The 14,353-nt window shown below is 75.1% G+C and carries 10 protein-coding genes; 4 read left to right on the top strand and 6 right to left on the bottom strand.

The window, feature by feature from the left end; translation table 11 throughout:
* Positions 1-178: 178 nt before the first annotated feature.
* A complete protein-coding gene (locus F8279_RS25930; RefSeq protein WP_091420054.1) occupies positions 179-391 on the bottom strand; it encodes a hypothetical protein in 213 nt (70 codons plus the stop codon).
* Between the two features lie 136 nt (positions 392-527).
* Between F8279_RS25930 and F8279_RS25925 the strand changes: the two genes are divergently transcribed.
* Positions 528-1,640 (top strand): ATP-dependent DNA ligase, encoded by a 1,113-nt coding sequence (locus tag F8279_RS25925; protein ID WP_091420051.1) that lies wholly within the window; start codon positions 528-530, stop codon positions 1,638-1,640.
* Between the two features lie 34 nt (positions 1,641-1,674).
* Entirely contained in the window at positions 1,675-3,264 is a 1,590-nt protein-coding gene (locus F8279_RS25920) for an alpha/beta hydrolase (RefSeq protein WP_151501328.1), read from the top strand.
* A 15-nt stretch (positions 3,265-3,279) separates the two neighbouring features.
* Here the strand turns inward: F8279_RS25920 and F8279_RS25915 are convergent, their stop codons facing one another.
* The gene (locus tag F8279_RS25915) at positions 3,280-4,554 is read right to left on the bottom strand and encodes a YncE family protein (RefSeq protein ID WP_151501327.1); all 1,275 of its coding nucleotides are present in this window, start codon (positions 4,552-4,554) and stop codon (positions 3,280-3,282) included.
* 172 nt (positions 4,555-4,726) lie between these two features.
* On the opposite strand from F8279_RS25915, the gene F8279_RS25910 reads away from it, so the two are divergent.
* Both F8279_RS25910 and F8279_RS25905 read left to right on the top strand, forming a co-directional pair.
* Complete coding sequence (locus tag F8279_RS25910) at positions 4,727-5,875, top strand: helix-turn-helix domain-containing protein (RefSeq protein ID WP_151501326.1); 1,149 nt, start codon at positions 4,727-4,729, stop codon at positions 5,873-5,875.
* Positions 5,876-6,060: 185 nt separating this feature from the next.
* A complete protein-coding gene (locus tag F8279_RS25905) occupies positions 6,061-6,513 on the top strand; it encodes a GNAT family N-acetyltransferase (protein ID WP_151501325.1) in 453 nt (150 codons plus the stop codon).
* A gap of 72 nt (positions 6,514-6,585) precedes the next feature.
* Here F8279_RS25905 and F8279_RS25900 read toward each other — a convergent pair whose 3' ends face one another.
* The 4 genes from F8279_RS25900 to F8279_RS25885 are packed head-to-tail and all read right to left on the bottom strand — an operon-like array spanning position 6,586 to position 14,258.
* Positions 6,586-7,311: an ABC transporter ATP-binding protein gene (locus F8279_RS25900; protein ID WP_091420044.1), complete on the bottom strand. Its 726-nt coding sequence runs from the start codon at positions 7,309-7,311 to the stop codon at positions 6,586-6,588.
* Entirely contained in the window at positions 7,311-8,345 is a 1,035-nt protein-coding gene (locus tag F8279_RS25895) for an ABC transporter ATP-binding protein (RefSeq protein WP_091420041.1), read from the bottom strand. Before F8279_RS25895 ends, F8279_RS25900 begins: the two co-directional genes overlap by 1 nt.
* 1 nt (position 8,346) lies before the next feature.
* Complete coding sequence (locus F8279_RS25890; protein ID WP_151501324.1) at positions 8,347-11,076, bottom strand: FtsX-like permease family protein; 2,730 nt, start codon at positions 11,074-11,076, stop codon at positions 8,347-8,349.
* On the bottom strand, positions 11,073-14,258 hold the full coding sequence (locus tag F8279_RS25885; RefSeq protein WP_151501323.1) for an FtsX-like permease family protein: 3,186 nt from the start codon (positions 14,256-14,258) through the stop codon (positions 11,073-11,075). Before F8279_RS25885 ends, F8279_RS25890 begins: the two co-directional genes overlap by 4 nt.
* Between the last annotated feature and the right edge of the window lie 95 nt (positions 14,259-14,353).

The following is a 14,353-nucleotide window of genomic DNA, read 5'->3' as shown; positions in this document are numbered from 1 at the left end:
GTTGCCACGTGAAGCGCCCCCCGTCCTGCGGGATTGATGTTCCGCGAAGTGGGAGCAGTGGAGATCTTGGTAGGAAGGGGGCCCTATGGGGGCCGCTTGGTACCAAGATCTCGCCGGGAGCCGGAGCCGGGAATCGGGAGCGGCCGGCGGACGAGGGACGGCCGTTCGGTTACGGCGGTCAGGCGGCTTCGTGGAGGTCGGCCAGGGTGACCGGGGCGTACCGCTTCAGCAGGCGTTCCAGCTCGGCTACCGAGCCGACCTCGCCGAGGACGTTCGCGCCGCCGCCGTGCTCGGGCGGATAGCGGTGCGCCAGCCGGTAGCGGTAGCGGCCGTGGATCAACTCGACGCTGACCCGCCAGCGCCCGCAGCATCCGCAACTCCACTCCGGCACGCCGCGACGGTAGCTCTGACCTGCGGTTTCACCATTCGGGCGGCGGTGACGAACGCGGCCGTGGCAGGACACGCCGCCCGACCACCGGCGGTGATCTGCCTCACCACTGTCGGTGGGGTCTGGTTGACTGGTCGCCGTGGACCTGCCGATCAACCCTCCGGTCGAGCCGATGCTGGCCAAGAGCGTGGCCGAGCTGCCCACCGACGACGGCCTGACCTACGAGCCGAAGTGGGACGGCTTCCGCTGCATCGTGTTCCGCGACGGCGACGAGGTCGAGCTGGCCAGCCGGGGCGGCAAGTCGATGACGCGCTACTTCCCCGAGGTGGTCGAGCAGGCCCGGCGGCAGCTCCCGCCCCGGTGCGCGGTCGACGGCGAGCTGATCGTGATCCGCCGGGACGGCCCGGGCGGGCAGCCGCGGCTCGACTTCGAGCTGCTGGCCCAGCGGATCCATCCGGCCGCCTCCCGGGTGAAGCTGCTGGCCGAGACCACCCCGGCCGACTTCGTCGCGTTCGACCTGCTGGCGATCGACGACGAGCTGCTCACCGGTCAGCCCTATCCCCGGCGCCGCGAGCGGCTGGAGCAGGCGCTGTCGGGGGTGCGCCCGCCGGTGCACGTGACGCAGGTGACCACCGACCCGGAGACGGCCCGCCGCTGGTTCGACGTGTTCGAGGGCGCCGGGCTGGACGGGCTCATCGTCAAGCCGGCCGACCTGCCGTACGAGCCGGGCAAGCGGCTCATGTTCAAGGTCAAGCACGCGCGCACGATGGACGCGGTGGTGGCCGGTTTCCGCTGGCACAAGTCCGGTCCGGTGGTCGGCTCGCTGCTGCTCGGCCTCTACGACGACGACGGCGTGCTGCACCACATCGGCGTCAGTTCCTCGTTCACCATGGCCCGCCGCAAGGAGCTGCTCGACGAGCTGGAGCCCTACCGCGACGTCGGCGGCGAGCACCCGTGGGTGCACGGCGACCACGAGCGGGGTCAGCGCATCCCGGGCGGGGTGAGCCGGTGGACCGGCGGCAAGAACCTGGAGTGGGAGCCGCTGCGCCCGGCGCTGGTGGTCGAGGTGGCGTACGACGCGATGGAGGGCGACCGGCTGCGGCACACCGCCCGGTTCCTGCGCTGGCGTCCCGACCGTGATCCCCGCTCCTGCGACTACGGTCAGCTCGACCGCCCGATCCGCTACGACGTCGACGAGGTGCTGCGCGGCGATCCGGCGGCGACGGTCGGTGACACCCGCGGCCGGGCGTAGCCTGACGGTCGACACGATCATGGAGGGTGCCCACGTGACCCGCTTCCCCGACCGGACCCGTCGGTTCCGGCCCGTCCTGGCCGCGTTCGTCGCGGCGGTGGTGCTCACCGCCGGCTGCACGCTGCCGGCGTTCGCCCCGCGCGCCGAGAGCGAGGGCGAGGCCGCCCCGCCGGGCACCGCGCCGGAGTGGCGGGCCTGCCCGGAGGTGCCCGACGAGCTGGTCGGGCGGGGAGCGGCGGACATGCGCTACGACTGCGCCCGGATCGCCGTGCCGCGTAACTGGGGCAGCGGGGCCACCACCGGCGCGACCGCCGGGCCGGGCGCCGGCGAGACGTTCGAGATCGCGTTGATCCGGGCCCGCTCGACCAAGCAGCGCGACCGGATCGGCTCGCTGGTGATCAACCCGGGTGGTCCCGGTGCATCCGGCGTCGACACCGCCGTCTACCTGTCCTTCGGCCCGGCGTTCGGCGGCCTGCCGACGGCGATCACGGACCGGTTCGACATCGTCGGCTTCGACCCGCGCGGGGTGGCCCGGTCCAGCCCGGTCAAGTGCATCTCCGACGCCGACCTGGACGCCAGCTTCGGCTCCGACCCCGACCCGGAGAGCCAGTCGTCGTTCGACGGCTTCGTCGGCCTCAACCGGCGCATCGGCGAGCGGTGCGGCGCGAAGTACGGCGACCAGCTCCCGCTCTACGGCACCGAGCAGGCCGCGCGGGACATGGACGCGGTCCGCGCGGCGGTCGGCGACGACAAACTGACGTACCTCGGCTACTCCTACGGCACGCTGCTCGGCGCCACCTACGCGCAGCTCTACCCGCAGCGCGTGCGCGCCCTGGTGCTCGACGGCGCGGTCGACCCGCAGCAGAAGCTGATCGCCGGGTCGGAGAGCCAGGCGAAGGGCTTCGAGCGGGCGTTCGACAACTTCACCAGGTGGTGCGCGGCGAACGCCGGCCGCTGCCCGATCGCGCCGGACGCGCGGGGTGCGGTCACGGACGCGATCGCCAAGGCGAAGGCCTCCCCGGTACGCGCGCAGGACGGCCGCAAGGCCACCGCCGGATGGGTCTTCTACGCGGTGATCTCGTCGCTCTACACCGAGCAGGGCTGGCAGGAGCTGGCCCGGGCGATCGACGACCTGCAGGGCGGCGACCCGGACGGCGTGTTCAAGCTGGCCGACGCGTACGCGGGCCGCGAGCCCGACGGGCACTACTCCAACCTGTTCGACGCCAATCTGGCGGTCAACTGCGCCGACGAGACCGAGAAGCCGACCCGCGAGCAGGTCCGCTCGTTGCAGTCGCAGTGGCGGCAGAAGTATCCGCTGTTCGGTCCCGCCCTGGCAGTGGGCATGCTGGGCTGCGTGGAGTGGCCCGGCGAGCGGGATCCGTACCCGACCGGCCGGGCGAACGGCGCGCCGCCGATCCTGGTGGTCGGCACCACCGGTGACCCGGCCACGCCGTACGAGCAGACGCCCGCGCTCGCGTCCATGCTCGGTGTGGGGCGGGTGCTGACCTGGGAGGGCGAGGGGCACACCGCCTACCCGCAGACGTCGTGCGTGACGTCGGCCGTCGACGCGTACCTGATCTCGCTCACCGTCCCCCGGGAGGGGCTGCGCTGCCCCGCCCGGTGACGGTCCGGCCGCCGGTCAGCCGGCGGCCGGGGGCGTCCATCCCTCCGGGATGTGCCCGATGCGGACGCGCTGGGGGTGGTCGCCGACCGGGACGCTCGCGACCTTCTGCCCGGTGGCGAAGTTGATCGCGGTGACCTGGTCGGCGCCGGATTCGGAGATCACGCAGTCCCGGCCGTCCCCGCTGACGGTGGCCCAGTACGGCTTGCTCGCGGACACCAGCGGGCCCTCACGCAACGTTGCCCGGTCCAGCACGGTGGCGTAGTCGTCCATGGTGCCGGCGACGCAGATCCGGGTGCCGTCGGGGCTCATCGACAGGCCGTGGTGCCGGGAGTCGTTGACCCAGGTGGTGCGGTCCTCGCTGGTGGCCGGGTTCTTCGGCAACGTGGCGACGCGGGTGACGCGGTCGGTGGCCACGTCGTACTCGACCACGCCGTTGAAGAAGGACACCTGGAAGTAGAGCCGGCTGCCGTCGGGGGTGAACACGGCCGGGCGGACCGCGTCGGAGAGGTCCCGGCGGCCGGCGGCGTCCAGCCGGTCCCGCATGTCGATCACCTTGACCACCTGGTACGTGCTGGTGTCGGCGACGGTGATCCGGCGGTCGCCCTTGGTCCAGTCGAGCCACGGCGCGTCCAGGTCGGTGTTGACCTCGCCGATGGACATGTTCCACAGCCGGGTGCCGCCGTCGGTGTAGACGTTCTCGTGCGGCTTGTCGCCGGCGCCGAACGAGCCGAGCTGTGCGCCGGTGCGGATGTCCAGCACGTGCACCGTGTTGGAGGTGGAGGCGGAGACCGCGACGCGGGTGCCGTCGGGCGAGACGGCCATGTGGTCGGCGCGGTAGCCGGAGACCGGGAACCGCCAGCGCAGCGCGCCGGTGGCCAGGTCGATCGAGACGACGTCGGCGAAGCTGGGCCGGGACACCACGAGCGCGGTGCCGTCCGGCGTGGTGTACATGTCGTCGATGAGCTGGTCGTGGCCCTCTCCCGGGCCCTGCCGGATGCCGAGGAAGAAGGCCAGCTTGATCGGGTTGAGGTAGATCTCGCGCAGCCGCGCGGCGCGGTCCGGGATCACGTTGATCCGGCCGATCCTGGCGTAGTCGCCACGGGACCGGATGACGTCGGCGGTGCCGTCCCAGTTGTTGCCGACGAACATCACCTCCTGGAGCGCGGCCGCGGCGGCGGCCGGCGCGGGGGCCGTCACCAGCGGCGTCGGCGCGACCAGGGCGAGTGCGGCCAGCACGGCCAGGCCGGCGCGGCGGCGGGAGCGGGACGGGCGCTGTGGCACGGATGTCATGGACGCCTCCTGGCAGCCGGTGGAACATCGACGTTTCTCAGTGGCGCGAGCGGTGTTACCTTGCGGTAACAACCAGGAGAGCAACCGGCCGGCCGCCGGGGCTAGGGAGCTGACGCCAACGCCCGCGCGGCCCGGTTGTGCCGAATCGACAACGGGAGGGCGGTGGACGCCGATGAGCCGGACCGGACAGGCCCCGACGTTCGGCGCGTTGCTGCGCGACCTGTCCGCCGATCCGGCCGCGGTCGACGAGGTGGCGCGGGCGGCCCGCGCGGACTCCCCCGAGGTGGCCCGGCTGCCCGCCGACGAGGTACGCCGCCAGGTCGTCCTGCTGCTGACCAGCGGTCTCGGCGCGCTGGAACGCCACGAGGATCCGGCCGGGCGGGACTTCGCCGAGGCCCGCCGGCTGGGCGCGGACCGGGCAGCGCAGGGCGTCTCCGTCGCCGGGTTGCTGCGCGGCGTGCAGGCCGGGCGGGACCGCGCGGTGGAGCTGGTTGTCCGGCACGGCCGGGCCGCCGGCATCCCCGACGAGGTGCTGCTGGAAGGGCTGCTCACCATCGGCCGGTACGCCGCGGCGGTGGAGCGGGCGGTGGTCGACGGGCACCGCAGCGCCGAGCGGGAACTGGTGCGCACCGGCGCGGCGGCGCGGGCGCACCTGCTGCGGCGGCTGCTGCGTGACGGCCCCGCGGGCCTGCCCCCGGCCGAGCTGACCCGGTTCGGGCTGCGGCCGGACGGGCGCTACCACTGCCTGGTCGCCGCGCCGCCGGACCCGGTCCGGGCGTACGCGCTGCGCAGGCAGCTCACCGCGCGGGGCGGCCTGCTCGGCACGGTCGGGGACCGGTTGGCCGGGCTGCTCCCGCGACCGCCCGACGCCGCGCCGGCCGACCTGTTGACGCTCGTGTCCCCCGCCCAGCCGCTGGAGCGGGCCCCGGCCATGTACGCGCTCTGCCTGGCGGCGCTGGCTACGGCGGCCAACCGGCGGCTGCGCGGGCTCCGTCAGGTCACCGACCTGGCCGGGGAGACCGCGCTGGCCGCCCACCCGCTGCTGGCCGAGCTGCTGCGCGGCGCGCTGCTCGGCGCGCTCGACCCGGCCGACGGCTTCCACCGGGAGCTGGCCGGCACCGCGCTCGCCTGGCTGCACCACGGGCAGCGGCTGGACCAGACCGCCGCCGCGCTGCACGTCCACCCGAACACGGTGCGCTACCGGCTGCGGCGGCTGCGGGAGCTGACCGGCGGGCCACCGGTCGAGGAGGGGGCGCGGTGCACGGTGCCGGAGACCGTGCACTGGTGGTGGGCGCTACGGAGCTGGCTGGACGGCGACTGACCACGGACGGCGCAACCGGCCGCCGTGGCCGAACGACGCGACCGCCCGACCGCGGCCGGGCGACACAACCGGGCGACACAGCCGGACGACGCGACCGGACGGCACGACCAGAGGGAGCGACCGGACCACGCGTCGGGACGCCGCCCGGGCCGCAACGGCGCGCGGCACTGTGCCAGGCTGGCCGGGTGACCGAGGTGATCTTCCGGGAGGCGGTCCGCGCCGACCTGCCCGCCGTGCTCGCGCTGCTCGCCGACGACGTGCTGGGGCGTACCCGCGACCTGCCCGAGGTGGACGAGGCGTACGAGCGGGCCTTCGCCGACCTGGACGCCGACCCGCGCAACCAGTTGATCGTCGCCGACGACAGCGGTGAACTCGTCGGCTGTTTCCAGCTCACGTACATCCCGGGGCTGGGCCGGCACGGTGCCGAACGCTGCCTGATCGAGTCGGTGCGGGTCCGCTCCGACCGACGCGGTCGCGGGCTGGGCCGGACGATGATGCGCTGGGCGATCGACCAGGCCCGGGAGCGCGGCTGCGCGCTGGTGCAGCTCACCACCGACAAGCAGCGCGCCGACGCGCACCGGTTCTACCGCGACCTGGGCTTCGTGGCCAGCCACGAGGGCATGAAGCTGGCGCTCTGACCCGGCCGCGACCAGGCGCCAACCCTCCGCTGTCCGGCGCTGGACCGCCCCGATGGCGGCCCGGCGGACGGGTCAGTCCTCCGAGACGAGCCGGCCGTCGCGCAGCGTGAGCGTACGGTCGGCCAGCTCGATCAGCGCCGGGTCGTGCGTGGCCACGAGCGCGGTCATGCCCCGGGCGTGCACCACGGCCCGGAGCAGGTCCATGATCGACCGTCCGGTCTCGGAGTCGAGCTGGCCGGTCGGCTCGTCGGCGATCAGCAGGTCCGGCTCGTTCGCCAGCGCCCGGGCCACCGCCACGCGCTGCTGCTGGCCGCCGGACAGCTCGTACGGGCGCTGCGCGGCGTGCCCGCCCAGCCCGACCAGTTCCAGCAGCACCGCCACCCGCTGCTCCCGCTCGGCCGCCGGCACCTTGGCCAGCCGCAACGGCACCCCGACGTTCTCCGCCGCGGACAGGATCGGCACCAGCCCGAACGTCTGGAACACGAACCCGATCGTGCCCCGGCGCAGCGACAGCAGCTCCCGCTCGCCGGCCGCCGTGACGTCGTGACCGGCCACCCGGATCAGGCCGGCATCCGGCCGGTCCAGGCCGCCGACCAGGTTCAGCAGCGTGGTCTTGCCGGCGCCGGAGCGGCCCTGGACGGCGACCAGCTCACCGCGCCCCGCCGCGAACGAGACGTCCCGCACGGCGTGCACGGCGTGCTCGCCCTTGCCGAAGGTGCGGCTCACCCCCTCGACCCGGACCACGTCCTCGACGGCCGACGCCGGCCCCGCCGGCAGCACCACTGTCTGGTCGGTCATCACTCACTCTCCTCGCCGTGCGCCCGGTCGCCGGGGCGCACCTCGACGTGGTCGGGTTCCAGGTTGAGCCGGACCCGGTCGCGCAGGGACAGCGCCTCCACGAACTGCGCCGGCAACTGCATCCGGCCGGTGCGGTCCAGCACCGCGTACTCCTCGCTGACCATCTCGGTGCCGCCGTCGGCGGTGGCGCGCGCGGTCCGGCGTACCTCGGAGGCGGTCCGGCCGTCGCGGATCGCGACGGTACGGCGGACCTGGCCGGCCACGGCCTGGTCGTGGGTGACCACCACGATGGTCACGCCCAGCTCGGCGTTGATGGTGCGCAGCGCGGCGAACACCTCCGCCCCGGTCGCCTCGTCCAGCTCGCCCGTCGGCTCGTCGGCGAAGAGGATCTCCGGGTCGTTGGCGACCGCCACGGCCACCGCGCAGCGCTGCTGCTCGCCGCCGCTCATCTGGCCCGGCCGGCGGTCCGCGCAGTAGCCGACGCCCACCATGTCCAGCAGCTCGCGGGCCCGTTCCCGCCGCTTGCGCCCGCCGCCGGCCCGACCGGCCAGCTTCATCGGCAGCTCCACGTTCTCCAACGCGGTCAGGTACGGCAGCAGGTTGCGGCCGGTCTGCTGCCAGATGAACCCGACCACGTCCCGCCGGTACGCCAGCCGCCGCTTGTTCGACAGCGACAGCAGGTCGTAGTCGGCGACCCGGGCGATGCCGGCGGTGGGGGTGTCCAGTCCGGACAGGATGTTCAGCAGCGTTGACTTGCCGGAGCCGGAGGCGCCGACGATCGCGACCAGCTCACCCCGGTCGATGACCAGGTCGAGGCCCTGGAGGGCGACGACCTCGACGCCCTCGGTCTTGAAGATGCGCACCAGGCCGTCGCAGACGATGTGCCCGCGCAGCCGGTCGCGCCCGCCGGCCCGTTCGGCGGCGCGCTGCGCGGCACGCTGTTGCAGCGACGCCAGGTCCGGTACGGCCGACGACGGTTCGTCGCGTGGCGTGAGACGCGCCGGGCCCGGATGGCCGGAAGCGGTCGCGGTCATGTCAGCTCTCCTCTCCGAGCCGCAGCACCTCACCGAGGCGCAACCGGCGGTTGTTGACGGCTTCCACGGTGATCGCGAAGCCGAGGGCCAGCATGGCCAGGACCGACACCCCGGCCACCAGGCCGGGTTCGAAACTGGGGCGCACGTCCACGCCCCCGGTGAAGGCGGGCAGCCCGAGCACCGGTGTGAGCAGCAGCGGCAGCAACGCGCCGACCACCGCTCCGGTGAGCACCGACACCAGCACCAGCGGCGTCAGCTCGACCATCAGCAGTCCGCGCCACTGCCGGCGGGACAGGCCCATGGTGCGCAGCCGGGACAGCACCTGCCCGCGCGAGCGGGCCCCGGCGAGCACCGCGAGCGCGAGCCCGAGCAGCCCCAGCGCGGCGCCGCCTCCGGCGCCGAGCACGAAGCCGAACACCAGCAGGCCGTTCACGCCGCTGCCGCCCAGGTCGGCGCGCACTGCCGAACGGGTCGTCACCTCCGGCGCGCGGGCCTTGTCCCCGGTGCCGACCCCACCGATGCGCAGGTAGCGGTTCTGCCCCTCACGCGCGACCCGGTCCACCTCGGCGGCGTCCACGCCCGCGCCGGCCAGCACGAACCCGGTGGGCGCGAGCTGATGCGGCGCGTCGGCCGGCAACGCCGGCCACGGCAGCACCACGAACCGGCGTACGCCCTTGTCGACCAGCGCGAACTCGTCGACGGTGGCGGCGGTCCGCACCGGCAGCCGGTTGCCCTGCACGTCCAGCCAGGCGGGCCGCTCACCCCGGGCGTCGGCGAGCCCGGCGTCGGCCAGTTCCTCGGCCACCGTCGGGGACACCAGCGCCGGCAGCGGCGTGCTCCCGTCGGCGCGGGCCCGCACCGGGTCGGGCACGCTCACCGGTACGCCGGCCTGCCGTGCCACCTCGGCGAACCGCTCCCCGTCCACCAGCACCACACGCATCTCGGTGATCGGGGCGGGACGTCCGGCGCGGTCGGAGTAGGGGCGTTCGGCCGGCACCGTGAGCAGCGGCGCGACAGCGCGTACCCCCGGCAACCCGGCCAGCTTCTCGGCGGTGTCCGGCGTGAAGCGCTCCCCGCGTACCAGCAGGTCACCGGGCACGGCCTGGGCGGCGGCGGTGTCCCGGCCGGTCTCGATGCCGGTCGCGACCACGCCGCAGAACGCGGCGGTGGCGACGGCCAGCACCACCACGACCAGCGGCCCGGTGGTCGCGGCCCGGCCCGCGCGGGCGGTGCCGAGGAACGCGACGCTGCCGCGTGCCCGGGCGGCGACGCGGCTGACCAGCCGCAACGGCCAGGGGTACGCGCGCAGCGCCAGCAGCGCCGCCGCGATCGCCAGCAGCACCGGCACCGAGACGAGCAGCGGGTCCACCGAACCGGCGGTGAGCCCGCGGCGGCGCAGCAGGAACGCGCCGAGCACGGCGAGCCCGAGCACCGCGACCTCGACGGTGAGCCGGACGGCGGGCGACCGGCCGCCCAGGTCGGAGCGGCCACCGGCGCGGCGGCCGACCGCGAGCGCGGCGAGTGGCGGCAGCAGCGTGGCCAGCAGCCCGGCGATCAGCACCCAAAGCCACGGCGACCCGGTGCCGGGCAGCAGCCCGCCGAGCAGCCAGCCGATCCCGGCCGCCGCCGGCAGCACCAGCACCGACTCGGCCAGACCGCGACGCAGCACGTCACCGGTCGAGCCGCCGCGCGCCCGGATCAGGTGGAACTCGGCGCGGCGGCGGCGCGCGGCCAGCCGGGCGGCCAGCAGCGTCAGCCCGGCCAGCGTGGCGAGCAGCCCGGCCGCGATGACCGCGAGCAGGGTACGCGCGGCGGCGAGCGAGTCGGCGAAGCGCCGCAGCGGGATGTCCACGCCCTGGCTGAGGGTCGCCTTGACCTCGGTGGGCAGGGCGCGGTCCAGCCCGTCGACGCCGGCGATCAGCGCGTCGAGGCGGCCCGGTTCGAGCCGGTCCGGGGCGATCCGGTACCGCCAGCCGAACGTCACCGGCCATTCGCGAGCCGTGATCGAGTTCAGCCCCGCGTCGGCGGTGTACGCGACGGCCACGAACGGGTCGCCGTCGCCTTCGGGCGGGCTGAGCCTCAGCATCGACGGCAGCGTGTCCCAGACACCGCCGGCCGGGTCGTTCGGCCGCCACACGCCGACCAGGTCGACCGGGCGGGAGTTGACCACGTTGTTGTCGCGGTCCAGCAGGGAGAGGCGGAACCGGTCGCCGGCCGCGACGCCCAGCCTGGTGGCGATCGTCTCGGCGAGCGTCACCTCGATCGCGCCGGCCGGGGTGACGCCGCGTTCCGGCCACCGCCCGCCGACCAGGGTGGCCGCCTCCCGGATGCCGGTGCCGGCGCGCAGGTGCAGGTCGATCAGCCCTTTGTCGTCGCTCAGCGTCGGACCGCGCAACCGCCCGGGGACGGTCTGCGCTGCGAACCAGCGCTCGCCGATCGCGTCGCGCACCTCGGCGGGCATCTTCTCCTCGATCGCCGCGAGCAGGGCCCCCCGGGTGGCGGCGACGGGCTGATCCGAGGCCGGCACGACGTCCGGTCCGGCGCTGTACGCGAGATCCCGGCGGGCCACCGGCTGACCGGCCACGTACTCGGTGAGCCCCTGCCCGGTCAGCCGGTCGGCCACCCGGGGCACGCCCGTGATCAACAGCGCGGTCACCAGGGTCAGGACGGCGAGCAGCAGGAACTGCCCCCCGTATGCGCGGACCCGGCGCGCGGCACCAGGAAGGCTCATCGTTCTCCTCCGATCCGGAGCTGCGCGGCGGCGACCCGCTGGCGGATGCCGGTGGTGATGAGGGCGGCGAAGGCGAGCGCGGCGAGCAGCAGCCCGGCGGCTGTCGTCCCGATCGGCACCCAGGGCACCGTGAAGGCCGCCTCGGGCACCGGCCGGCCGGCGGCCGGGGTGAGGATCACCAACGGCACCATGGTGGCCGCGACGAGGGCGCCGACGAGCATGCCGACACCGACGCCGATCGCGGCCAGGAACGTCTGTTCCGCGAGGTACGCGCGAGCCAGCAGCCGGGTGTTCGCGCCGAGCGTGTTGAACACGGCGAACTCGGTGAGCCGGCGCCGGGTGGTGGCCCACACGTCGACCGCCAGGCCGACCAGGGCGAGCAGCACCGAGCCGAGCGCGGCGGCCAGCAGCCCGGTGCGCGCACCCTGCCAGTACGGATCCTCGGCGGCCTCCGCGGCCACCGCCCGCCGGTCGAGCAGCACCGTGCCGCCGGTCGAGGCGAGCGCGTCAGCGGCGGCGGCGTGCCCGCCGGTCGTGGTGCCCAGCCACCACTCGGCCACCGGCCGGACGCCGCCGCTGCGTTCGAGGAGCTGCGTGGTGGCGGTGGGCAGGTCCAGCAGCACCCCGTCGCCCCCGGTGCCGGGCACCGCGGCGACCTGGCCGACCACCGTGACCTCGACAGTCACCTCGGCGACCGACAGCTTGACGGTGTCGCCGGTCTTGAGGCTCATCGCGGCGGCCACGCCGGGGGTGACGAGCACCGGCACCGGACGGTCCGGCGCCTGCGGCACCAGCGCGAACCGGGACGAGGGCACCCGGGCGAACTGCAGCAGCCCGGCCGGCACGTCGAAGCCCTGCGTCCCGTCGATCCGGGTCGGGCTCGCCTTGGCGGTGCCGCGCGGCCCGGAGCCCGGGTCGATCACCCGCCAGGATCCCTCCACCGGCACCGGCAGGACCGCTCCGTCGGCATCGGTGAGCCGCAGCTCGTCCAGGAGCAGCCGGTAGGAACTGCCGGTGGCGTCGCCGCCGTCGGCCTCGAAGCCGGCCAGGCGCAGCGGGGCGCCGCCGCTGTCGGGCAGCGGCACCGAGAAGCGCATCGGCTTCCCGTCGCCGCCGGCCTCGGCCAGCCGGACCCGCCAGGTGGCCCCGGCGTCGGTGGTGAACAACGCGGTCACCGCCACCCGAGGCCGGTCGAACATGCTGTCGACAGGCGTGCGGACGGTGCCGGACAGCGTCTTCGCCCCCTCGGGCAGGACGCCGCCGGCCGGCGCGGTCCGGCCGTTCGCGAGCCGGTCCAGCAGGGCCCCGGTGGACGCGTCACCGCCGGCGTCGTCGAGCCGGATCATCCCCTTCGCGGCGGCGGCGTCCAGGGCCACCACGGTCGCCGGCCGGGCCTCGCGGCCCAGGCGTACGTCGTCGCGCCAGGCGGGCAGCACCCGCTCCACGCCGGGCACGGCGGCCAGCTGGGCGGCCCGGTCCGCGGGGGCGGTGCCGTCCCGTTCGGTCAGCCGCAGGTCCGTGCCGACCGTGTGCTGCGCCTGGTCGCGCTGCGAGCGTTCCCAGGAGGCGACGAGCGACCACGCGAGCGTGCTGCCGCCGACGGCGAGCGCGAGCAGCAGCACCGGGCCGGCGTGCGGGCGGCGGCCCGCCTGCCACATGCCGAACATGGTGGCGTTCCACGTCCGCCGGTCGACGAAGCGTTCCGCGATCCGGGTGGTCGGCGGCAGCAGCCGCAGCGCGATCACCGCGCCGGCCAGCACGCCGATGGTGGGCGCGGCGGCCAGCAGCGGGTCGATGCCGAGGCTGCCGTTCGCGCCGGCGAGCGGCGAGGAGTACTGCCGCAGCTGGATCCAGGCGAGCACTGCGAGCGCCACCAGCGCCACGTCCACGCTGGCGCGCTGCACCGCCGCTCCCCGGGAGGGGCGGGACCGGGCCGCCATGTCGGCCACGTAGGTGCCGGCCCGGCGCATCGCCGGCAGCACCATGGCGAGCAGGCAGCCCACCGCCGCGCCGACCGCGACCACCCACACCCGGGCGAGGTCGCCGTCGGCCAGCCCCAGGTCCGCGCCCAGGTAGTGGATCGCCTGCCCGGTCAGCGCCGGGGCCAGCAGCAGCGCCGGCGCCACCACGAGCGTCGCCTCGCGTACGGCCAGCCCGGCGATCTGCCCCCGGGCGGCCCCCCGGGCCCGTAGCAGTGCGGTCTGCGCCCGCCGGTCCTCGTTGAGCAGCGCGGCCACCAGCACCAGCGCGTACCCGCCGAGCACCACGATCAGCAGCAGCGGGGTGAGCAGCGCGGACCGGCCCACCAGGTCGGCCCGGCTGAGCCGGTCGACGAGCCGGTCCAGGTGGCTGACCTGCTGCGTCGAGGAGCCCAGGCCGGTGGCCCCGGGCAGCTTCCCGGTGATCTCGTCCAGCGCTGTGGTCACGGCGGGTAGCCGGGCCGGCTCGACCGCCACCAGATCCGGGTCGACCACCCAGGCCGCCGAGGTGGAGCCCGGGAAGGTGCGGGCGAAGTCGGCCGGGTCGAGCGCGAACGGCCCGTACGAGGTGATCTCCGCGTCGCCCTGGCTCTCCCCCACCCCCGGGGCGAGACGCCAGTACGCCTCGGCGGCGTCCCGGGGCCGCCACGTGCCCACGACCACCACGGTGCCGGCGCGCTCCGCGCCCCTGTCGTACAGCGGCACCCGCTCCCCGACCTCCAGGCTCAGTTGCGCGGCCACCTTCTCCGGCAACGTCACCTGCAACGGGTTGCTGCCGGGCACCGGCCACGCCCCGGCGGCCAGCTCGGCGTGCGCGGGCAGATCGTCGAGCGTGGCCAGGTTGGCGAACATCGGGTCGTCGTCGGTACGGGCGGCGCCCACGTCGCCGGTCAACTCCCGCCCGGTCCCGGAGCGGGTCCCGGCCACGGTGACCGGGGCGCCGCCGAGCCCGTTGGCGAACTGTTCCCGTACCGCCCGGTCCCGCTCGGCGAACGCGGCGGCGTCGGCGCCGCCGGAGCCGCTGATCAGCAGGCTGCGCTCCTCGGCGGGGGCGGCGTCGAGCACCGCGCGGGCGCCCGCCTCGACCGCCCGGCGGTTGTAGTCGGAGAGCCCGGTGACCAACGCGACCGCGACGAGTGCCGCGACAGCGGCGGCGAGCAGCAGCCCACGAGCCTCTATCGCCCGCCTCCACACCAGCTTCATCCGACGTCCTCTCCTGGCCCCGGCGGGCCGATGCCGAGAGAGAGCAGTGACGCCCACCAAAAGGTTCGCGCCCGTTACATGATCGTTATCGGTCC

The organism is Micromonospora sp. AMSO1212t (assembly GCF_008868145.1).
GTDB lineage: Bacteria > Actinomycetota > Actinomycetes > Mycobacteriales > Micromonosporaceae > Micromonospora > Micromonospora tulbaghiae.
The sequence above is the reverse complement of the archived record's forward strand: the minus strand, read 5'-3'. Positions and strand labels throughout refer to the sequence as shown.

Coding starts and splice junctions, on each gene's coding strand:
- F8279_RS25915 (WP_151501327.1), bottom strand. CDS start 4,554: ATGACATCCGTGCCACAGCGCCCGTCCCGCTCCCGCCGCCGCGCCGGC.
- F8279_RS25910 (WP_151501326.1), top strand. CDS start 4,727: ATGAGCCGGACCGGACAGGCCCCGACGTTCGGCGCGTTGCTGCGCGAC.
- F8279_RS25900 (WP_091420044.1), bottom strand. CDS start 7,311: ATGACCGACCAGACAGTGGTGCTGCCGGCGGGGCCGGCGTCGGCCGTC.
- F8279_RS25895 (WP_091420041.1), bottom strand. CDS start 8,345: ATGACCGCGACCGCTTCCGGCCATCCGGGCCCGGCGCGTCTCACGCCA.
- F8279_RS25890 (WP_151501324.1), bottom strand. CDS start 11,076: ATGAGCCTTCCTGGTGCCGCGCGCCGGGTCCGCGCATACGGGGGGCAG.
- F8279_RS25885 (WP_151501323.1), bottom strand. CDS start 14,258: ATGAAGCTGGTGTGGAGGCGGGCGATAGAGGCTCGTGGGCTGCTGCTC.